Here is a 19,630-nt window from a genome sequence, read left to right as displayed (position 1 = left end):
GAATTCAGCCGGGCCGCGGCGGGGGACTAGTATTAGCACTACCGGCCAATGGATCCGGTAATCCGGTGCGTGCGAAGCGGCATTTGTGTGCCGTCCGCGCTCCGGCGAGGTCATCTATCTACCCATAGGGGTTTTTGTGTCTACACCTGATGTAAGCAGCGAAGCCGGCGCGTCCGCGAAGAGCGTTACGGGCAGCAACCGCGTCAAACGCGGCATGGCGGAGATGCTCAAGGGCGGCGTCATCATGGACGTCGTCAACGTCGAGCAGGCCCTCATCGCTGAGGATGCCGGCGCCGTGGCCGTTATGGCGCTGGAACGTGTTCCCGCCGACATCCGCGCCCAGGGCGGTGTGTCCCGCATGTCCGATCCGGACATGATCGAGGCAATCATCGCGGCCGTGTCCATCCCGGTCATGGCAAAGGTCCGGATCGGCCATTTCGTCGAGGCCCAGGTCATTCAGACCCTCGGGGTGGACTACATCGACGAGTCCGAGGTCCTGACCCCGGCCGATTACGCCAACCACATCGACAAGTGGAACTTCACGATTCCCTTCGTCTGCGGCGCCACGAACCTTGGTGAGGCCCTGCGCCGCATCAACGAGGGCGCGGCGATGATCCGCTCCAAGGGTGAGGCCGGCACCGGGGACGTCTCCAACGCCACCACCCACATGCGCCAGATCCGCGCGGAGATCAAGCGGCTCGCCGGCATGGCCGAGGATGAGCTCTACGTCGCCGCCAAGGAACTGCAGGCCCCGTACGAACTGGTCAAGGAAGTAGCCTCCACCGGCAAGCTCCCCGTGGTCCTGTTCACCGCCGGCGGCATCGCCACCCCGGCCGACGCCGCGATGATGATGCAGCTCGGCGCCGACGGCGTCTTCGTCGGCTCCGGCATCTTCAAGTCCGGCAACCCGGCCCAGCGTGCCGCCGCCGTCGTGAAGGCCACCACCTTCTTCGACGACCCGGAAGAGATCGCCAAGGCCTCCCGCGGCCTGGGCGAGGCCATGGTCGGCATCAACGTGGACGAGATCCCGGCCCCGCACCGCCTCGCCGAGCGCGGCTGGTAACCAACTCAAGAACACCTTAAGCACCACTCAAGAACACCTTAAGCACCACTAAAGTACGAAGCTCGACGCTAAAGTACGAAGCACGACGGCGGTGAGTCACCTGTTCTGGTGACTCGCCGCCGTCGTGCTTTCCCCGTCGATTGCTCCGCAACGGCCCTTATGGGACCCCAAAAGGGCTGTGGAGTCTCATGACTTAATGGACACTTCTGTCTCAAGTCATCGTGGACAGTGTGTCTCAGGACATCGTGGACACTCGATGGCGTTTTGCTCATCTCATGAGCGAACGCAATCTGGATATGAAGGTCCGTCATCTCGTAGCGTCGTGGCCTGAGGATGCCCCTCGGGGTTCAGTGACGGCGTTCTGCCGCAAGCACAAAGTCTCCCGGGCCTGGTTCTACAAGATCAAGGCCGCTGCGTCCGCTCAGGGCCCGATGAAGGCCATGGAGATGCGCTCCACGAAACCCCGGACCAGCCCGGCCCAAGTCACCCCGCGGATGGTCGAGTTGGTCCTGGACACGCGGGAAACCTTGAAGAGGATGGGCCACGACTACGGACCACTGAGCGTTGCCGCAAAACTGCGTCGGCAAGGTCTGGAACCACCGTCACGGGCGACCCTGGCCCGGATCTTCACCCGGGCCGGGGTCGTCGTCCCGGAGCCGAGGAAGAAGCCCCGGAGCGCCTATCAGCGGTTTGTATATCCCGAGCCGAACGGGTGCTGGCAGATCGACTCGACCGAGTGGCTGTTGGCCGGCAACACGAAAGTCGCGATCTTCCAACTCATTGACGATCATTCGCGACTGGCACTGGCATCGTTGGTAGCCACCGGCGAGACCAGCGAAGCCGCCATCCGCGTCGTATCGGCAGCCATCGCCCGCCACGGCGTCCCGCAGAAGTTTCTTTCGGACAACGGTGCCGCGCTGAACCCGACCAGACGCGGAAGGACCGGCGCGTTGGTGGAATATCTGAAGTCCCACGGAGTGGAGCCGATCACCGGCAAACCCTACAAACCCACCACCCAGGGCAAGAACGAACGCTTCCACCAGACGCTGCACAGGTATCTGAATCAACAACCGCCGGCACACACGATGGCAGAACTCCAGGCCTATGTCGACGAGTTTGACCGGTACTACAACACCGAACGTGAGCATCAATCACTGCCACCAGGCACCACCCCGCAGGAGGCCTGGTATGCAACGGCCAAAGCCACGCCACCCGAGCCGCCCAACCCTGAAATCACCGTGCCCGCCACCAGGCGCAGCGTCCAGCGACGGGTCGGGAAAAACGGTTCCGTTGCCGTCATCGGCATGCATTTCGGCATGGGTAAAGACCACGTCGGCGCGACCGTCCATGTCCTCTACGACGAGGCCACGATCATGTTCTTCGACGGGCGCGGAACGGAAATCATCACCCACCCGCGCCCGCCCATAGGCACAAACTACGTCGGGAACAACAAGCCCCGAGGCTTCATGGCCAACCAAACGTCCACGAAGTGCTGAGACAGGAAACGTCCACGAGGTACTGAGACATCAACTGTCCACGAGGTACTGAGACATGACAGGACCCCAAAAGGGCGGTTACGGAGCACCCGATGGGTGGGGGCGGGGCGTTAGTCGAGGCCGCGGCGCTTGAGGAGCGGTTCGAGCTTGGCGTCGCGGCCGCGGAAGGCGCGGAAGGAATCCAGCGGATCGCGGCTGTTGCCCCGGGAGAGCAGCTCGGCGCGGAAGAAGTCGCCGTTGGCCCGGGTGAGGCCGCCGTTGTCCTTGATCCATTCCACCGTTTCGGCGTCGAGCACCTCGCTCCAGATGTAGGAATAGTAGCCCGCGGCGTAGCCGGCGCCGGCGAAGATGTGCTGGAAGTAGCCGGTGCGGTAGCGCGGCGGGATCAGGTGGTGGGCCACTCCGGCCGCGGCCAGCGCCTTGGCCTCGAACTCCAGGACATCCTCGGGCACCTCGGTGCCGTCCAGCACATGCCAGGCGAGGTCCAGCAGTGCCGCACCCAGGTACTCGGTGGTGCCGAAGCCCTCGCCCCAGAGCTGCGCGGCGTCGAGCTTGTCCACGACCTCCTGCGGCAGCGCCTCGCCGGTGGCGTGGTGGCGGGCGTAGTTGGCGAGCACCTCCGGCCACATGATCCACATTTCGTTCACCTGCGAGGGGTATTCGACAAAGTCCCGCGGCACCGAGGTGCCGGAGAACCTCGGGTAGGTAACGGCGGAGAACAGCCCGTGCAGGGCGTGGCCGAACTCGTGGAAAGTGGTGCGGAGCTCATCCAGGGTCAGGAGCGTGGGTTCCCCGGCCGGCGGCTTGGAGATGTTGAGGTTGTTGATCACCACGGGCCGGGTGTCGAGCAGACCGGACTGCTCCACGAGGGAGTTCATCCACGCCCCGCCGCGCTTGGTTTCGCGGGTGTAGTAGTCGCCCAGGAAAAGGCCCAGTTCGGTCCCGTCCGCGTTGCGGACCTCCCAGACGCGGACATCAGGGTGGTAGCCGGCGAGGTCGGCGCGTTCGTGGAAGGTGATGCCGTAGAGCGCGTTTGCGGCGAAGAAGACGCCGTCTTTGAGCACCCGGTCCAGCTCGAAGTAGGGGCGCAGCGCCTGCTCGTCCACGGCGTACCGTTCGCGCTTGACCTTGGCGGAGTAGTAGGCCCAGTCCCAGGCTTCGAGGGGGTGCCCGGCGACTTCGGCCAGCGCCTCGGCCTCGGCGTCGGCGTTCCGGACGGCGGCAGGGGCGAGCCGGTTCATCATTTTCTGCACGGCGGCGAAGTCAGGGGCGGTCTGCTGGTCCACGACGAGTTCGGCGTAGTTGGCGAAGCCCAGCAGCGTGGCCTTCTCGGCGCGGAGCCGGACCATGTCCTTGACCAGGTCCAGGACATCGAGGGCGCTGCCGTCGCTGCCGCGGCCGATGGAGGCCTCGTACAGGCGGCGGCGGACGTCGCGGTTTTCGAGGGCGGCGAGGGCAGGCTGGTTGCTGGGCTGGATGAGGGTCAGCAGGAACTTGCCCGCGTGTCCGGCGGCTCGGGCGGCTTCCCCGGCGCTGGCAACATCATCAGCGGGCAACCCGGCGAGCTCGGCGGCGTCGTCCAGGAGCAGCGCGCCGGACTTCATGGCTTCCTTCACCCGCTGTCCGAACTCCGTTCCAAGCCGGGAGAGCTCGGCGTTGACGGCCTTGAGCCGGTCCTGGCCGGTGCCGTCGAGCTGGATGCCGGACTGGCGGAACTCCTTGAGGTACTCCTCCACCAGCCGGGCGGATTCCGCGTCGAGCTGGTCCGTGCTGATCGCGGCGAACCGCTCGAACAGCCCCCGGTTGAGGTAGACGGCGTCCTGATGGGCAGAGAAGCGCGGGGACAGAGTCGTCTCGAGTTCGCGGATTGCGTCCGAGGCGTCGGCCGAGACGAGGGTGAAGAAGGAGGCCGCCGCGCGCTGCAGGAGCTGTCCGGACCGCTCCATGGCCAGCGCGGTGTTTTCGAAGGAGGCAGGCTCCGGCGTGTCCACGATTGCCTGGAGTTCCGCAAGGTGCTCGGCGACGCCGGCCTCGACGGCTTCGGCGTAGTGCTCGTCGGTGATGTCCGCGAACGGCGGCAGGCCGAAGGGCAGGGGGCTGGGGCTCATCAGGGGATTGATCATGAAATAACTCTTTCATGTAATGGTGTGAGTCTCAACGGTCTGCTGCGCGTGTTGTGACTGCGGCCACCGTAGGATGGGCGCCATGCGAACCATCACCCCCGGGCTGCGCGGCCGTCTCCTCGCCGCCGCAGCCGCCCTCTCCCTCGTGGCCTCCGTGGCGTCCTGCGGCGCCGTCGCGCGTTCGGACAGCAATGCGCCGGCCTCGCCGTCGGCCGCGGGCAGCGCCTCCCCGGCAGCATCACTGACGCCGGGGACGCCGTCGGCACCACCGCCGTCGGCGTCACCGAGCCCGACGCCGACACCGGGCAAGGGGCCCGACTGCGCGGCCGTCCGCTGCGCCTCGGTTGTGGTCACAGGGGACATGCTGGTCCACGCCCAGCTCTGGGAGCAGGCCCGCGCGGACGCCCTGGCCGCCGGCGCCAAGGGGCTGGACTTCGGCCCGATGCTCGAGGGCCAGCGCAAGTACCTTGAGAAGAGCGACCTCGCGGTCTGCCATTTGGAAACGCCCGTGGCCGGCCCGACCGGACCCTTCTCCGCCTACCCCTCCTTCAACGTCCCGCCCCAAATCATCCCGGCGGCCCAGCAGGTCGGCTACCAGGCCTGCACCACCGCGAGCAACCACACCGTGGATCGCGGCACCGCCGGACTGGTCCGCACCCTGGACGCCCTCGACGCTGCCGGTCTGCAGCACACCGGCTCCTACCGGAGCGAGGCCGACGCCGGGGGCATCCTGATCCTGCAGACGGCGGCGGCGAAGATCGCCGTGATCAGTGCGACCTACGGGTTGAACGGACAGCTCCCGGAGGCAGCCTGGCAGGTGGACATGCTCGACCCCGAGGTCATGATTGCCAAGGCGAAGAAAGCCCGTGACCTGGGAGCGGACATCGTGCTGGGCGCCATGCACGCCGGGGACGAGTATTCCCGGGTGCCCAACGCAGAGCAGACGAGCGTTGCCCACGCCCTCGCGGACAGTGGCCAGTTCACCATGATCTACGGCCACCACTCGCACTCGGTGCTCCCGATCGAGCAGTACAAGGGGACCTGGATCGCCTACGGCCTGGGCAACGGAATCACTGAACTCTCGCCGAACTATGTCGTGAACAACGAGGGCCTGCTGGTCCGGGTCCAGTTCAGCCAGGATGCCGCCGGCGAGTGGACCGCCTCGGACCTGGCCTGGGCGCCGTCGGTGATGGTCCGCGGACCTTACCGCTGGTGCTCCGTGGCCTCCGACGCCCCGCAGGGTCCCTGCGCCGGTGCCGCGGCTGATGCGGCCACCCGCCAGCGCACCCAGACCGCGGTCGAGTCGATGGGGGCCGCCGCTGCGGGCGCCCACGAACTGCTCATCACCAAGGAACCCTAGGCGCAGCCGGGCGGGAGGTTTTCGTGGGCAAAGTGTCGGCGGCGGACCGGGAACCCCGGAACGGGTCCTTCGCCAATGGCATGGACTACCTGAGCTGGGGCAGCGGCACGGAGACGCTCCTGTTCATCCAGGGCGGCCCCGGGAGTGCGGTTCCCCACGGGGTGCTGCGCCGGATGTTCCGGCGGCAGTTCGACCCCTTTCTGCACGCCGGATACTCCGTCTGGATTGTCACCCGGCGCCGGGCCATGCCGCCGGACCACACGATCGCCGACATGGCGGACGACTACGCACGGCTGATAGCCGAGGAGTTCGGCGGCCGCGTCGGCGTCGTCGTGGCTGAGTCGTTTGGCGGGATGATCGCCCAGTACCTGGCCGCCCGGCATCCCGAATCGTTCGGCCACATGGCCATGGTGGTCACGGCTGCGGAGTTGAGCGACTGGGGCAAGGACGTCGATTCCCGGATGGCGCGCGCCCTGGCGGACGGCGACACTGATGGCGCGGGCACGGTCTTCGCCGAGTATTTGCTGCCGGGCCGGCGCCTGAAGTGGCTGCGGCGGCTGATCGGCCCCGTCATCAGACGCCAACTGCTGAGCGGATCCGATTACCCGCCGCAGGACGTCCTCACCGAGGTGCAGGGCGAAGTGACCTTTAATTCCCGGGCGGTGCTCCCGCAAATCCGACGGCCCGTGCTGCTGATCTGCGGGGGCGCCGACCAGTTCTTCCCCCGCGAGGTCGCCCAGGAAACCGCCGGTCTGATCCCGGACTCCACCCTGATCTGGTACGAGGGCAAGGGCCATCTCAGGGCGGGTTCAAGCGGCCGTGTCGCGCGGGACGTGCTGGCGTTCGCCGGACGAGGCTGAGGCTGCATCCCGGCTGCCGCAGCCGTATGGGCTACGCGCGGCCCTGGTCCCGGCCAGGGCCCAGTTCCAGGGTCATAAAGACGCTATTGGGGTCTTCCCGGTAGTCGGCAAAGGGGGCGCAAATGCTGAATCCGTGACGCTCGTACAGCCGCCGCGCCGGAGCGAAGAAGTCCTGGCTTCCGGTCTCGAGGGACAGGCGCTGATATCCGCCGGCCCGGGCTTCGGCCAGGATACGGGCCAGCAAGAGAGCGGCGATGCCGCGGCCCCGCGCGCGGGCAGCGGTGCGCATGGACTTGATCTCGCCCTGGCCGCCCTGCTGCAGCTGCTTCAGCGCCGCGCAGCCGAGGACTTCGGAACCTTCCCGTGCGGTCCAGAAGGTGATGGCTGGTCCGGCAAGGGCCGCAGAATCGAGGGCGTGCACGCTTTCCGCGGGCGAGGTGGCAAACATGTCCGCGAGGTGCTCGCGAAGAAGTTCCCGGACATCGGCCCGCCCGGGGTCGTCGCGGTCAATCCGGATCATCGTGGCTGGCCGAGGGCGGGCTCAGCGCGGGCGGCGGGCGGCGTGTTCGCGGGCCAGGACGGCGTAGGAGTCGTCCGGGGTGCCCGGGGAGAAGCTGCCGTATTTGCGTTCGACGGCGGTCCGGATGAGGAAATCCGCCAACGCCGGGTTCTTGGGCAACAGTGAGCCGTGCAGATAGCTCGCCACAATGTTCCGGTAGCGCGCGCCTTCCTTGCCGTCCTTGCTGTTGTTGCCGGTGCCCTTGGCGGTGGTTCCCAGCGGCGAGACGCCCGGGCCGAGGGTGGTCTGGCCGCTGTGGTTCTCGTAGCCCAGAACTGTGCCGAATTCGGGAGAGGACACCGACACGTTGCCGATCAGCCGCTCGTCCGTGCCGTGTGTCTCCACGTCCAGGATGCCGATCCCCGGAATGACCGAACCCGTCCGGGTCTTGAAGAATTTCCCGAACAGCTGGTACAGGCCGCAGATGACCAGCATGGGGGTGCCGGCCTCGGCGAGTTCCTTCAGGACGGTTTCGCGCGAGAGCAGATCATCCTGGATGACCAGCTGGCCGCTGTCCTGTCCACCGCCGCCGACGATCAGGTCCACGCCCGCCGGAAACGCGTCGCCGACATTGTATTCGAGCAGCTCCGGCGTGTACCCGTGCCAGCGCAGCCGCTGAGCCAGCACCAGGGCGTTGCCCCAGTCGCCGTAGATGTTCATGTCCCGCGGGTAGAGCTGCAGGACCCGGATCGTTCCCTTGCTCGGCGCCGGGGATTCCTCCGGCGGAAGCTCATGCCCGAAGGAGAGCTTCGCCTCGCTGGACTCGGACTGGGGGGTCATGAGACCACCTCCACTGTGGTGATTTTGGACAGTTCGCGGCGGATGGCCAGCATCGCCGTGTAGGTGCAGAAGATCCGCTTCGGTTTGTCCCTGGCGCCGGCGATGAACGACGCCAGCGCCGGGGCAATCTCCGTGTTCACCGCGCCGATCGCGACGTCGTCGTACTGCAGGCGCAGGGCCATGTCGTAGGCGCGGGAACCGCTCAACTGGTCCACGCCGCCCTCGCGGAGGGTGTCGAACTCGACATCCCAGAGCCAGGACATGTCCCGTCCGTCGGCATAGTTGTCGTTGATCGCGACCATCGTGGCGTAACCCGCGGCCGGGAAGGACTTCAGCCCCAGACGGAAGCCGCTGGGGTTCTTCACCAGGACCAGATCCAGCGGCAGGCCGTCGACGACGAGGCTCTCGCCTCGTCCGAACGCCGGCGCCACCTGGGACAGAGCCTCCAGCAGGCCCTCGTTGTCCGCAACGGCGCCATCTTTGACTGCAATCGCCCGGGCCAGGGTAAGCGCGGCCGCGGCGTTGAAGATGTTGTAGACGCCGCGGAGCTTCATCGCCGTGGTGGCCGTGACGCCGTCGTACTCAAAGTCCGCGTCCGCCGCACCCACACGGCGCAGCACGACGTCGGCGTGCGGCCTGGCGGGGGCCGGCGGCACCGGGCTGCCCGGGGCCGCCCGCATCTCGTCGTCGTTCGGGAAGGTGCTCAGCAGGGAATCATCCAGGCCGAAGTAGAGGACCTCGGGACCGCTGAGCGTGTCCGCTATCCGGGCGACGCGCGGGTCCTCCCGGTTCAGCACGACGGTTCCCGTGGTCTTTGAGGCGATGTGCTGCAGCAGCTGCGCGGTCTTGTCGATCTCGCCAAAGCGGTCCAGCTGGTCCCGCAGGACGTTGAGCAAAAGGCAGTAACGCGGCGGCACCTGGTTGACGAAGTGCACCGCGTGGGCCTCGTCCAGCTCCAGCACGGCGACGTCCGCGTCCAGCCGTCCCCGCCAGTCCACCTCGCCCAGCAGCGCAGCGGCCACGCCGCGGGTGAAGTTGCTGCCCGTGCGGTTGGTGAAAACCTTCAGGCCCTGGCTCTCCAGCAGTTCCACCACCATCTTCGTGGTCGTCGTCTTGCCGTTCGTGCCGCTGACGACGGCGACCCCATGCGGGAGCGTGGACAGCGTCCTGCGCATGAAACCAGGGTCGATCTTTTCAACCACGAGCCCGGGAAGGGCAGAGCCTCCGCCCCTAAGCCGGGAGACCCGGCGGACGAACTTGCCGAGCGGAACACTGAAGTAAAACATGCTCTGTAATATATCCCAGCGGCGGCATGGAAGCCCGCCGGGAGGCGGCCCGGGACGTGTCCGGGCCATTATGCTGGTCCGATGACCAACCCCTCTTCTGCGCTCCCTTCCCGCGCGGGTTCAGGCCTGCGGATCGGCGTCCTGGCACTCCAGGGCGACTTCCGCGAACACCTGCACTCGGTGGAAGACGCCGGCGCCACGGGCATCGGCGTCCGCCGGCCCGCCGAACTCGACGGCCTGGACGGCCTCATCATCCCCGGCGGCGAATCGACCACCATCGACAAGCTGTCCCGGGCCTTCGGGCTCCGCGACCCGCTGCGCCGACGCATCCAGGAGGGACTGCCAGTCTACGGCTCCTGCGCCGGGATGATCCTGCTCGCCGAGGAGATCACCGACCCCGCGAAGGACCTCGCCGGCAACCCGCAGCAGACCTTCGGCGGCCTGGACATCACGGTGCGCCGGAACGCCTTCGGCCGGCAGCGCGAGTCCTTCGAGACGGACCTCGACTTCAAGGGCCTGGAGTTCAGCGCCACCGCAGCGGGCGTGGCCCCGGTCCACGCGGTCTTCATCCGCGGGCCCTGGGTGGAACGCGTTGGCGCGGGCGTGCAGGTCCTCGCCAAAGTCGAGCCTTCCAGGGCTTCCCACCCCGAGGCGCTGGCCGGGACGGCTAGAATTGTTGCAGTGCGTTCCGGCAAGCTGTTGGCCACCTCCTTCCACCCGGAAGTGACGGGGGAGAAGCGCGTGCATGAATTGTTTATTCGAATGATCAGAGGAGAAGCGTAAAGCATGTCAGGCCACTCCAAATGGGCGACGACCAAGCACAAGAAGGCCATCCTCGACAGCCGCCGTGCCAAGTCGTTCGCCAAGCTGATCAAAAACATCGAAGTTGCTGCACGCATGGGCGGCCCGGACCTCGCCGGCAACCCCGGCCTGGAACTCGCCGTCACCAAGGCCAAAAAAACCTCGGTCCCCGCTGACAACATCGACCGCGCCATCAAGCGCGGCGCCGGTCTCACCGGCGAAGTCGTGGACTACACCGAGATCATGTACGAATGCCGCGGGCCGCAGGGCTCGGCGCTGCTGATCGAATGCCTGACGGACAACAAGAACCGTGCCGCCTCCGAGGTCCGGCTCGCGATCTCACGCAACGGCGGCACCATCGCCGACCCGGGTTCGGTCAGCTACCTCTTCTCCCGCAAAGGTGTCGTCACGCTGCCGAAGAGCGGACTGAGCGAGGACGACGTCCTGATGGCAGTGCTCGACGCCGGCGCCGAGGAAGTCAAGGACAACGGCGACAGCTTCGAGATCCACTCCGAGCCGACCGACCTCCAGGCCATCCGCGACGCGCTCAAGGACGCCGGCATCGAGTACGAGACCGACGAAGCCGAGTTCGTCCCGTCCATGCAGGTGCCGCTGGACCTCGAGGCGGCCAAGAAGTTCATGAAGCTCGTCGACGCCCTCGAAGAACTCGACGACGTCCAGAACGTGTACAGCAACGCAGACCTCAGCGACGAAGTGCAGGCCGCACTGGAAGCCGAGTGACCCTTCGCGTCCTCGGCGTCGATCCGGGCCTCACCCGCTGCGGGATCGGCGTCGTGGACGTCGAGAAAAACCGCCGCGCCACCATGGTGGCGTTCGGCGTCGTCGGAAGCTCACCCGCGGAGAGCCTGGACCAGCGCCTGCTGGTCATCGCCACCTCGATCGACGAGTGGCTGGACCGGTACGAACCGCACGTCCTCGCCGTCGAACGGGTCTTCTCCCAGCTCAACGTCAGCACCGTGATGGGCGTCGCCCAGGCATCGGGGGTGGTGATCGCCGCCGCCGCCCGCCGCGGCATCCCGGTCGCCCTGCACACCCCGTCCGAGGTCAAGGCCGCCGTGACCGGCAGCGGAACCTCCAACAAGGATGCCGTCACCAAACTGGTCACCAAGATCCTCCGGCTCGACGCCCCGCCCCGGCCGGCCGACGCCGCCGACGCCCTCGCGCTGGCCATCACCCACGCCTGGCGGTCCGGGGCCGGCACTTCCAACACGGGTGCAGCCACCACCGGAGCGGGCAGCCTGTCCCTGACCCCGGCCCAGCGCGCCTGGGCGGACGCCGAGGCCAAAGCGCGCCGTGCCCGCTGAATGTCCGACTGTCCCGCCTCGGAACTTGGTAGGGTATTCGTAGATATGTTCGGATAGCCGGGTCGTCCGGTTATCTTTTCAGCTGAATTTTCAGGAGCCCGGCTTTGATCAGTTTTCTCCGCGGACCCGTAGCGCACATCGGCCTGGCCTCCGCCGTGATCGACCTCAACGGCGCCGGCATGAGCGTGAACGCCACGCCGCAGACCCTCAGCAGGCTCCGCATCGGCGAGGAGGGGAAGCTCTTCACCTCCCTGATCGTGCGTGAGGACTCGCTCACGCTGTTCGGATTCGGCTCCGACGACGAACGGGAAGTTTTCGACATCCTGCTCAGCGTCAGCGGCGTCGGACCCCGGCTGGCGCTGGCCGTCCTCGCCGTGCACGAGCCCGAGGCGATCCGCGTCGCCGCGCACTCCGGCGACGGCAAGGCCTTCACCAAGGTGCCCGGTATCGGACCCAAGGTCGCCGGCCGGATCGTGCTTGAACTGGCCGGGAAGCTGGTGCCGCACGGCACCGCCCCCGGCACCACGGCTCCGGCGGCAAACTCCGAAGCGGTCTGGAAGCCCCAGGTCGTTGCGGCCATGACGAGTCTGGGCTGGTCCGAAAAGGACGCCACGTCCAGCATCGATAAATCCCTGGCGGATTCACCCGAACTGGCTGACAAGGGCAACGTGGCTGAGATCCTCCGCGCAACCCTCCGCTGGCTGGGCCAGGACGGCGCCCGTGCCGGGAACAGGGTAGGCGCCCGTGGCTGAGCCGTCGATTGTCACCGGGGGAGAGGAGCCGGAGGAGCGGGTCATCGAAGCCGCCCTCAGGCCCAAGAACCTCCACGACTTCGTCGGCCAGCACCGGGTCCGCAAACAGCTCTCGCTGGTCCTGGAGGCCTCACGCATGCGCGGCCGCAGTGCCGACCACGTCCTGCTCTCCGGCCCTCCCGGGCTGGGGAAGACCACGCTGTCGATGATTATCGCGGCCGAGATGAACGCCCCGCTGCGGATCAGCAGCGGACCCGCCATCCAGCACGCGGGGGACCTGGCCGCCATCCTGTCCTCGCTCTCCGAAGGCGAAGTGCTCTTCCTCGACGAGATCCACCGGATGTCCCGGCCTGCCGAGGAAATGCTTTACATGGCAATGGAGGATTTCCGGGTCGACATCGTCGTCGGAAAGGGCGCCGGCGCCACCGCGATCCCGCTTGAAATTCCGCCGTTCACCCTGGTAGGTGCCACCACCCGGGCGGGCCTGCTTCCCGGGCCGCTCCGGGACCGCTTCGGCTTCACCGGCCACCTGGAGTTCTACTCCGTGGCCGAACTGGAACTGGTGCTCCGGCGATCCGCCGGTCTCCTGGACCTCAAGGTCAATTCCGCCGGCTTCAGCGAAATCGCGGGGCGGTCCCGCGGCACGCCCCGCATCGCCAACCGGCTCCTGCGCCGGGTCCGCGACTGGGCGCTGGTGCACGGAATCGAGCAGATCGATGCCCGGGCCGCCTCCGCGGCGCTGGACATGTATGAAGTGGACAAGCGTGGCCTGGACCGGCTCGACCGGGCCGTCCTCGAAGCCCTCATCACCAAATTCGGCGGAGGGCCCGTGGGCCTGTCCACGCTGGCCATCGCGGTCGGTGAAGAGACCGAAACCGTGGAAACCGTCGCCGAGCCGTACCTCGTCCGCGAGGGACTCCTGGGGCGCACCCCGCGGGGGAGGATCGCACTCGCGCCGGCCTGGACGCACCTCGGTTTCGCGGTGCCGCCGGGAATCTTCGCGCAGGACCCGCTGGAGCTCTTCCGGGCGGAGGACGAGGCCGCGGATCCAGATGACGGGCCCGGCCAGGGCGCTGATCCGGAATGGATCCGTAATAGTCAATAGCACCGCTCCGTAACCTTTTCCCTCTAGACTGGAATGACGCTCGGCACGTTCGGGTCTTTGTTTCTGTGGGCGGCCAGCACCTGGCCGCCGTCGGCTCGGCCTGATTCCCTGCCAGCCGCCCGAAGCGAAGCGGACGTTGCTGTAAAACCAGCTACGCAAGTACAGAACGGAACTATTCCTGTGTTCGGACTTATTTCTGCCCAGACCCAGCCGCAGGCCGGCGGCGGCATCGACATCATGACCATCCTGCTGTTCGCCATGCTCGGCGTCTTCGTCTTCATGATGTTCCGCCGCAACAAGAAGACGCAGCAGCAGCAGGCGCAGCTCCAGTCGAAGTTTGCCCCTGGTGTCGAGGTCATGACGAGCTTCGGCCTGTACGGCCGCATCGTCGAGATCGACGAGGAAGAGAACAAGGTCCTGCTGGAACTCTCCCCGGGCAACACCGCCACCGTGCACCGCCAGGCCGTCACGAAGATTGTCGAGCCGGTTGTCGCTGACGAGGAGCCCGCGGTCGTTCCCAACGACGCATCCTCGCTGACCACGCACGAGACCGACAGCCCCGCTCCGGTCAGCGAAGCCCCGCGCGAGGAGACCCCGGAAGAAACCCTGCGCCGCCTCAACAACGAAGGCAAAAAAGACAGCTAGTCTGCCTCTTTGAGCTATCCCGCGAAGTAACGGCTGCGGGCAACCGCCGGTGCGGACCCGTCTGGGCCGCCCGGCGGTTCCTCCGTAATTAAGAGAAAGATCGACAATGGCACGAACTGGCCCCAAAAACTCAGCCCTCAGGGTGCTGGTCTGGCTCGGCGTTATCCTCGCCGTCCTGACCGCCGTCCTGGCAGGCGGCACGATGGCCGGCCAGGCGAGCTGGGCTCCCAAGCTCGCCCTGGACCTGGAAGGCGGCACCCAGATGATCCTGGCGCCCAAGGTTGAGGGCGGTTCGGAGATCAACGAAGACCAGCTCAACCAGGCCGTGGCGATCATCCGCCAGCGCGTGGACGGCTCGGGTGTGGCGGAAGCTGAAATCAGCACGCAGTCCGGCCGGAACGTCGTCGTCAGCCTCCCGGGCACACCGTCAAGGGAAACCCGAGCACTGATCCAGGCGTCCGCCGACATGAACTTCCGGCCCGTGCTGCAGGCCGGCCCCGGCGCGGCCGTCCCCGCGGAGTCGCTGACCCCGGTAGAGCAGCTGCCGACACCCACCGCGGAGCCCACCAACGGCAGCGACGTGAACTGGGTTACCCCCGAGCTCTACCAGAAGTTCGAGACGCTCGACTGTGACAACCCGTCGCAGGACAAGCAGGAACGCTCCGACCCGACCAAGCCGCTGGTCACCTGCGAACCGGCCTCCGCCAACTCCCCGGCGATCAAATACATCCTTGGCCCGGTCGAGGTCAAGGGCTCAAACATTTCCGGTTCCTCCTTCCAGCTGCAGCGCGGTGCCCAGGGCGCCGTGACCAACGAGTGGGCTGTGAACATCCAGTTCGACGAGGAGGGCACCGCCAAGTTCAAGGAAGTCACCGAGCGGCTGTACCAGTTCTACATCGCCGGCGGCGGCCAGAGCGGTTCGGATCCGAAGGCCCAGTTCGCGATCGTCCTCGACGACCAGGTCATCTCCGCCCCGCGGTCCCTTGCCGTCATCACGGATGGCCGTCCGCAGATTACCGGCGGATTCACCGAGGAGTCGGCCAAGGCCCTCTCCGACCAGCTTCGTTTCGGCGCCCTGCCGATCAGCTTCGAGATCCAGAGCGAGCAGCAGATCTCGGCAACCCTCGGTGGTGAACAGCTCCGGATGGGTATGCTCGCCGGCCTGGTCGGCCTGCTGCTGGTGGTGGTGTATTCGCTGTTCCAGTACCGGGCGCTGGGCCTGGTCACCGTTGCCTCCCTCGTGGTGGCCGGCGCACTGACGTACCTGGCCATCGCGATCCTCGGCTGGACCGAGAACTACCGGCTGTCCCTCGCCGGCGTCGCAGGCATCATCGTGGCGATCGGCCAGACCGCGGACTCGTTCATCGTCTACTTCGAACGTATCCGTGACGAGCTCCGGGAAGGACGCGGCCTCGTCTCGGCCGTCGAGAACGGCTGGAAGCGTGCCAAGCGCACCGTCCTGGCGTCCAAGGCCGTGAACCTGCTGGCTGCCCTGGTGCTGTACTTCGTGGCGGTGGGCAACGTCCGAGGCTTTGCTTTCACCCTCGGACTGACGGCCATCGCCGACCTCATCGTCGTCTTTATGTTCACCCACCCGACCCTGCAGCTGCTGGCCCGCACCAAGTTCTTTGGTGAAGGCCACCCGCTGTCCGGGCTGGACCCCAAGAGCCTCGGCGCCGGTCCCTTGTACCGGGGCGCGGGCCGGTTCCGCACCCCGGCGGAGAAGCCGGCCGCTGCTGCCGCGCTCCGCGCCAAGAACACCGGCGCCACGGCTGAGGCCGAACGCCGGATGACCATTGCAGAACGACGCCTCGCGGAACGACAGGAACAGCTTGCTGGTTCCTCCAAGAGCACGTCCAAGGAGGGCAAGTAAATGGCCACCAGCTTCGCCAAATTCGGTAATGAGCTCTACACGGGCAAACGATCGTACGACTTCGTCGATTCCAAGAAAATCTGGTTCCTGATCGCAGCCGTCCTCGTTGCGCTCTCGATCCTGCTGCCGGTGGTCAAGGGCGGTTTCAACCTCGGCATCGAATTCCGCGGCGGTTCGGAGTTCACCGTCTCCAACGTCAAAACCACGGACGCCGCCATCGGGGAGAAGGCTGTCGAGGACGTTGTCTCCGGCAGCGTCCCGCGGGTGGCCAACGTTGCGGGCAACACGATGCGGATCCAGACGGACAAGCTCACGGAAGATGAGACCCTCCAGATCAAGGCGGGCCTCACCGAGGCCTACGGCGTGACGGACAACGAGGTGACATCCACCTTCATTGGTCCCACCTGGGGTGCTGACGTCACCAAGCAGGCGCTGCTGGGCCTGCTGATCTTCGTCGCACTCGCCGCCGTGCTGATGGCGCTGTATTTCCGGACCTGGAAAATGTCGCTCTCCGCGATCGCGGGCATGCTCGTGACGATGTTCATCACCGCCGGTGTGTACGCCCTCAGCGATTTCGAGGTCACGCCGTCGGCCGTCATCGGGTTCCTGACCGTGCTGAGCTACTCGCTGTACGACACGGTGGTGGTCTTCGACAAGATCCGCGAGAACACCTCTAACCTGCAGGCCTCCACGCGGCGGACGTTCGGCGAGGAAGTCAACCTCGCCGTCAACCAGACCCTGGTGCGTTCCATCAACACCATGATGGTGGCCATCCTTCCGGTCGGTGCCATCCTCTTCATCGGCGCCGGCCTGTTGGGCGCCGGAACGCTGCGGGATCTCTCGCTGGCCCTGTTTGTGGGGATTTTCATCGGCACCGCGGCCACCATCTTCATTGCTGCGCCGCTGTACGCCTGGCTGCGCCAGGGCGAACCGGAGCTGGTGAAGCAGGCCGAGCGCGTGCACCAGCGCCGCGCCCAGTCAGCCGCCAAGACCGACGCTGCGGCGTCGCCCGCCACGGCGTAGCCGCAGCGGTCCTGCCGGACCCGGTCGCCGCCGGGATGCTGCCCGGCGGTCCCAACGGGCCGGAGAACGTCATTCCTGACGCTCTCCGGCCCGTCGCCGTAGCGGCGCCGGTTATCGAAGTATCCTGCTGCGGGAATAGACTTGAAGAATTAACGGGTTCGGAGAGGTGCTCCATTGGAAGAACGTTCGACGCCGGTGCCATCAGCACCGGCGGATAAGGCTCCCGGCCAGGCGTCACAGACTGGTGTGGTGGCTCCCGGACGCGCCGAACCGCCGGTCCCCGTGGACAGCTCGGGCGCACGCCCCACCTTCCCGGGGCGGCGTGAACGCACCCGCTCCCGGCTGGCCCGGCTGACCGGGCGCGGCGCCCCCGCGTATTCGCCTATTCTCGAGCCGCTGCTGCGCACCGTCCGCGCCAACAACCCCAAAGAGGACTTCGACCTCATCCAGCGCGCCTTCGTCGTGGCGGAGACCTGCCACCGCGGGCAGAAGCGCAAGAGCGGCGATCCCTACATCACGCACCCGGTGGCGGTGGCCACCATCCTGGCGGAGCTGGGGCTCAGCGGGACCACCCTGGCAGCGGCGCTCCTGCACGACACCGTCGAGGACACCTCCTACACCCTGGATGACCTGAAGGCCGAGTTCGGGGCGGAAGTCGCCATGCTGGTTGACGGTGTCACGAAGCTGGACAAGGTCAGCTTCGGCGAGGCCGCGCAGTCCGAGACCGTGCGCAAGATGGTTGTGGCCATGGCCAAGGACATCCGGGTCCTGATGATCAAGCTGGCTGACCGGCTGCACAACGCCAGGACGTGGCGCTTCGTCTCCGCCGAGTCCTCAGCGCGCAAGGCCCGGGAAACCCTGGAAATCTTCGCCCCGCTGGCGCACCGGCTCGGGATGAACACGATCAAGTGGGAACTGGAAGACCTCTCGTTTGCGGCCCTCTATCCCAAGGTCTACGAGGAAATCGTGCGCATGGTGGGGGACCGGACCCCCGAGCGCGAAAAGAACCTCGCCGTCATCCGCGACCAGATCACCGAGGACCTGCGCGAGGCCAAGATCAAGGCCACCATCACGGGCCGGCCCAAACACTATTACTCGATCTACCAAAAGATGATCGTCCGGGACAAGGACTTCGACGATATCAACGACCTGATGGGCGTCCGGGTCCTGGTCGACTCCGTCCGGGACTGTTACGCGGCACTGGGGGCCATGCACTCGCGGTGGAACCCCCTCCCGGGGCGGTTCAAGGACTACATCGCGATGCCCAAGTTCAACATGTACCAGTCGCTGCACACCACGGTGATCGGTCCGGGCGGCAAACCCGTCGAGATCCAGATCCGCACCCACGAGATGCACCGCCGCGCCGAGTACGGCGTCGCCGCGCACTGGAAATACAAGGACCAGCCGAACCGCGCGGCGGCCGGGCCGGGAAGCCCGCGTGATGGTGACATGGGCTGGCTGCGGTCCCTGGTGGACTGGCAGCAGGAAACTTCGGACCCGGGTGAGTTCCTCGACTCGCTGCGCTTTGAAATCAACGCCCGGGAAGTGTTCGTCTTCACCCCCAAGGGCGAGGTCATGGCCCTTCCCGCAGGTTCCACACCCGTGGACTTCGCCTACGCGGTCCACACCGAGGTGGGCCACCGGACCATCGGTGCCCGCGTCAACGGCAAGCTGGTACCGCTGAACAGCGAACTGAACCATGGCGACTGGGTGGAGATCTTCACCTCCAAGGCGGAGGGTGCCGGGCCCAGCCAGGACTGGCAGCACTTCGTCAAGAGCGCCCGTGCCCGCAACAAAATCAGGCAGTGGTTTAGCAAGGAACGCCGCGAGGAGTCAATCGACCGGGGCAAGGAACTGCTGACCAAGGCGATGCGCAAGCAGAACCTCCCGCTGCAGCGCCTGATGACGCATGACGCCCTCGCCGCGATCGCCGAGGACTTCAAATACGTCGACATCTCCGGCCTCTACGCGGGTGTGGGCGACGGGCACACCTCCGCCCAGTCCGTCATGGAACGCCTCGTGGAGAGTCTCGGCGGCAACGACACCCCCGAGGACGACCTCACCGAGGTATCCATCCCGACCCAGGTCACCAAAGCCCGGTATTCCGATTCCGGTGTCGTGGTGCGCGGCGTCGACGACGTCTGGGTCAAGCTCGCCCGCTGTTGCACCCCGGTGCCGCCTGACCCGATCCTGGGCTTCGTCACCCGCGGCTCCGGCGTCTCCGTGCACCGGACGGACTGCACCAACGTCAGTGGACTGCTGGAGCAGCCGGACCGGATCGTCGAGGTCGAATGGGCACCCACGCAGTCGAGCGTCTTCCTGGTCGAAATCCAGGTCGAAGCGCTCGACCGCAAATCCCTGCTCTCGGACGTGACCCGGATCCTGTCGGAGAACCACGTCAACATCCTGGCGGCCAGTGTGCACACGTCCACGGACCGGGTGGCCATCTCCAAGTTCGCTTTCGAGATGGGCGACCCCAAGTACCTGAGTCATGTCCTCAGTGCCGTCCGCCGCATCGACGGTGTTTTCGACGTCTACCGCACTACCGGTAACCGGCGCCGCAGCTAGCATGGACGGCC

At 66.6% G+C, this 19,630-nt stretch carries 17 protein-coding genes; 13 read left to right on the top strand and 4 right to left on the bottom strand.

All coding sequences use genetic code 11. The features are described from left to right. Positions 1-136: 136 nt before the first annotated feature. Together pdxS and ASPU41_RS17180 are read left to right on the top strand one after the other, a co-directional pair. Positions 137-1,063: a pyridoxal 5'-phosphate synthase lyase subunit PdxS gene (gene pdxS, locus ASPU41_RS17185; RefSeq protein WP_069951944.1), complete on the top strand. Its 927-nt coding sequence runs from the start codon at positions 137-139 to the stop codon at positions 1,061-1,063. Between the two features lie 275 nt (positions 1,064-1,338). Further along, entirely contained in the window at positions 1,339-2,559 is a 1,221-nt protein-coding gene (locus ASPU41_RS17180) for an IS481 family transposase (RefSeq protein WP_069949836.1), read from the top strand. Between the two features lie 110 nt (positions 2,560-2,669). Here the strand turns inward: ASPU41_RS17180 and ASPU41_RS17175 are convergent, their stop codons facing one another. After that, positions 2,670-4,682, bottom strand: coding sequence for a M3 family metallopeptidase (locus ASPU41_RS17175; RefSeq protein ID WP_069951943.1), 2,013 nt, complete (start codon positions 4,680-4,682; stop codon positions 2,670-2,672). Positions 4,683-4,764: 82 nt separating this feature from the next. Between ASPU41_RS17175 and ASPU41_RS17170 the strand changes: the two genes are divergently transcribed. Together ASPU41_RS17170 and ASPU41_RS17165 are read left to right on the top strand one after the other, a co-directional pair. After that, positions 4,765-6,042 (top strand): CapA family protein, encoded by a 1,278-nt coding sequence (locus ASPU41_RS17170; RefSeq protein WP_069951942.1) that lies wholly within the window; start codon positions 4,765-4,767, stop codon positions 6,040-6,042. 23 nt (positions 6,043-6,065) lie between these two features. Continuing rightward, a complete protein-coding gene (locus ASPU41_RS17165; RefSeq protein WP_069951941.1) occupies positions 6,066-6,902 on the top strand; it encodes an alpha/beta fold hydrolase in 837 nt (278 codons plus the stop codon). Between the two features lie 31 nt (positions 6,903-6,933). On the opposite strand, the gene ASPU41_RS17160 is transcribed toward ASPU41_RS17165, so the two are convergent. The 3 genes from ASPU41_RS17160 to ASPU41_RS17150 form a co-directional block, all read right to left on the bottom strand. Then, positions 6,934-7,422 (bottom strand): GNAT family N-acetyltransferase, encoded by a 489-nt coding sequence (locus tag ASPU41_RS17160; protein WP_069951940.1) that lies wholly within the window; start codon positions 7,420-7,422, stop codon positions 6,934-6,936. A gap of 21 nt (positions 7,423-7,443) precedes the next feature. Continuing rightward, complete coding sequence (locus ASPU41_RS17155; protein ID WP_231941358.1) at positions 7,444-8,121, bottom strand: type 1 glutamine amidotransferase; 678 nt, start codon at positions 8,119-8,121, stop codon at positions 7,444-7,446. Positions 8,122-8,237: 116 nt separating this feature from the next. Continuing rightward, complete coding sequence (locus tag ASPU41_RS17150; RefSeq protein WP_069951939.1) at positions 8,238-9,527, bottom strand: Mur ligase family protein; 1,290 nt, start codon at positions 9,525-9,527, stop codon at positions 8,238-8,240. Between the two features lie 81 nt (positions 9,528-9,608). Between ASPU41_RS17150 and pdxT the strand changes: the two genes are divergently transcribed. The 9 genes from pdxT to ASPU41_RS17105 all read left to right on the top strand — a co-directional run bounded on the left by pdxT (position 9,609) and on the right by ASPU41_RS17105 (position 19,619). Beyond that, the gene (gene pdxT / locus ASPU41_RS17145; RefSeq protein ID WP_069951938.1) at positions 9,609-10,310 is read left to right on the top strand and encodes a pyridoxal 5'-phosphate synthase glutaminase subunit PdxT; all 702 of its coding nucleotides are present in this window, start codon (positions 9,609-9,611) and stop codon (positions 10,308-10,310) included. A gap of 3 nt (positions 10,311-10,313) precedes the next feature. After that, positions 10,314-11,069, top strand: coding sequence for a YebC/PmpR family DNA-binding transcriptional regulator (locus ASPU41_RS17140; protein ID WP_069951937.1), 756 nt, complete (start codon positions 10,314-10,316; stop codon positions 11,067-11,069). Next, positions 11,066-11,653, top strand: coding sequence for a crossover junction endodeoxyribonuclease RuvC (ruvC, locus tag ASPU41_RS17135; protein ID WP_069951936.1), 588 nt, complete (start codon positions 11,066-11,068; stop codon positions 11,651-11,653). The genes ASPU41_RS17140 and ruvC overlap by 4 nt, the downstream gene beginning before the upstream one ends. Positions 11,654-11,757: 104 nt before the next feature. After that, a complete protein-coding gene (gene ruvA, locus ASPU41_RS17130; protein ID WP_069951935.1) occupies positions 11,758-12,405 on the top strand; it encodes a Holliday junction branch migration protein RuvA in 648 nt (215 codons plus the stop codon). Then, positions 12,398-13,510, top strand: a complete 1,113-nt coding sequence (gene ruvB, locus ASPU41_RS17125) for a Holliday junction branch migration DNA helicase RuvB (RefSeq protein WP_069951934.1) — start codon at positions 12,398-12,400, stop codon at positions 13,508-13,510. The genes ruvA and ruvB overlap by 8 nt, the downstream gene beginning before the upstream one ends. Before the next feature lie 237 nt (positions 13,511-13,747). Beyond that, positions 13,748-14,155 (top strand): preprotein translocase subunit YajC, encoded by a 408-nt coding sequence (gene yajC, locus ASPU41_RS17120; RefSeq protein ID WP_069952775.1) that lies wholly within the window; start codon positions 13,748-13,750, stop codon positions 14,153-14,155. 106 nt (positions 14,156-14,261) lie between these two features. Further along, on the top strand, positions 14,262-16,028 hold the full coding sequence (gene secD, locus ASPU41_RS17115; RefSeq protein WP_069951933.1) for a protein translocase subunit SecD: 1,767 nt from the start codon (positions 14,262-14,264) through the stop codon (positions 16,026-16,028). Then, positions 16,029-17,051 (top strand): protein translocase subunit SecF, encoded by a 1,023-nt coding sequence (gene secF / locus ASPU41_RS17110; protein WP_069951932.1) that lies wholly within the window; start codon positions 16,029-16,031, stop codon positions 17,049-17,051. It abuts the gene before it with no gap. Positions 17,052-17,225: 174 nt separating this feature from the next. Beyond that, positions 17,226-19,619, top strand: a complete 2,394-nt coding sequence (locus ASPU41_RS17105; protein ID WP_069951931.1) for a RelA/SpoT family protein — start codon at positions 17,226-17,228, stop codon at positions 19,617-19,619. The last annotated feature ends 11 nt before the right edge of the window (positions 19,620-19,630 follow it).

The organism is Arthrobacter sp. U41 (assembly GCF_001750145.1).
In the GTDB taxonomy this organism is placed as follows: Bacteria; Actinomycetota; Actinomycetes; order Actinomycetales; family Micrococcaceae; genus Arthrobacter.
This window is presented reverse-complemented; position numbering and strand designations above follow the sequence as displayed.

Bases quoted from the DNA above. Each gene is read 5' to 3' on its own strand.
- ASPU41_RS17155 (WP_231941358.1), bottom strand. From the start codon at position 8,121: ATGAACATCTACGGCGACTGGGGCAACGCCCTGGTGCTGGCTCAGCGG.
- secD (WP_069951933.1), top strand. From the start codon at position 14,262: ATGGCACGAACTGGCCCCAAAAACTCAGCCCTCAGGGTGCTGGTCTGG.
- ASPU41_RS17180 (WP_069949836.1), top strand. From the start codon at position 1,339: ATGAGCGAACGCAATCTGGATATGAAGGTCCGTCATCTCGTAGCGTCG.
- pdxT (WP_069951938.1), top strand. From the start codon at position 9,609: ATGACCAACCCCTCTTCTGCGCTCCCTTCCCGCGCGGGTTCAGGCCTG.
- yajC (WP_069952775.1), top strand. From the start codon at position 13,748: ATGACCATCCTGCTGTTCGCCATGCTCGGCGTCTTCGTCTTCATGATG.
- ASPU41_RS17160 (WP_069951940.1), bottom strand. From the start codon at position 7,422: ATGATCCGGATTGACCGCGACGACCCCGGGCGGGCCGATGTCCGGGAA.
- ASPU41_RS17150 (WP_069951939.1), bottom strand. From the start codon at position 9,527: ATGTTTTACTTCAGTGTTCCGCTCGGCAAGTTCGTCCGCCGGGTCTCC.
- secF (WP_069951932.1), top strand. From the start codon at position 16,029: ATGGCCACCAGCTTCGCCAAATTCGGTAATGAGCTCTACACGGGCAAA.
- ASPU41_RS17175 (WP_069951943.1), bottom strand. From the start codon at position 4,682: ATGATCAATCCCCTGATGAGCCCCAGCCCCCTGCCCTTCGGCCTGCCG.
- ASPU41_RS17140 (WP_069951937.1), top strand. From the start codon at position 10,314: ATGTCAGGCCACTCCAAATGGGCGACGACCAAGCACAAGAAGGCCATC.
- ASPU41_RS17170 (WP_069951942.1), top strand. From the start codon at position 4,765: ATGCGAACCATCACCCCCGGGCTGCGCGGCCGTCTCCTCGCCGCCGCA.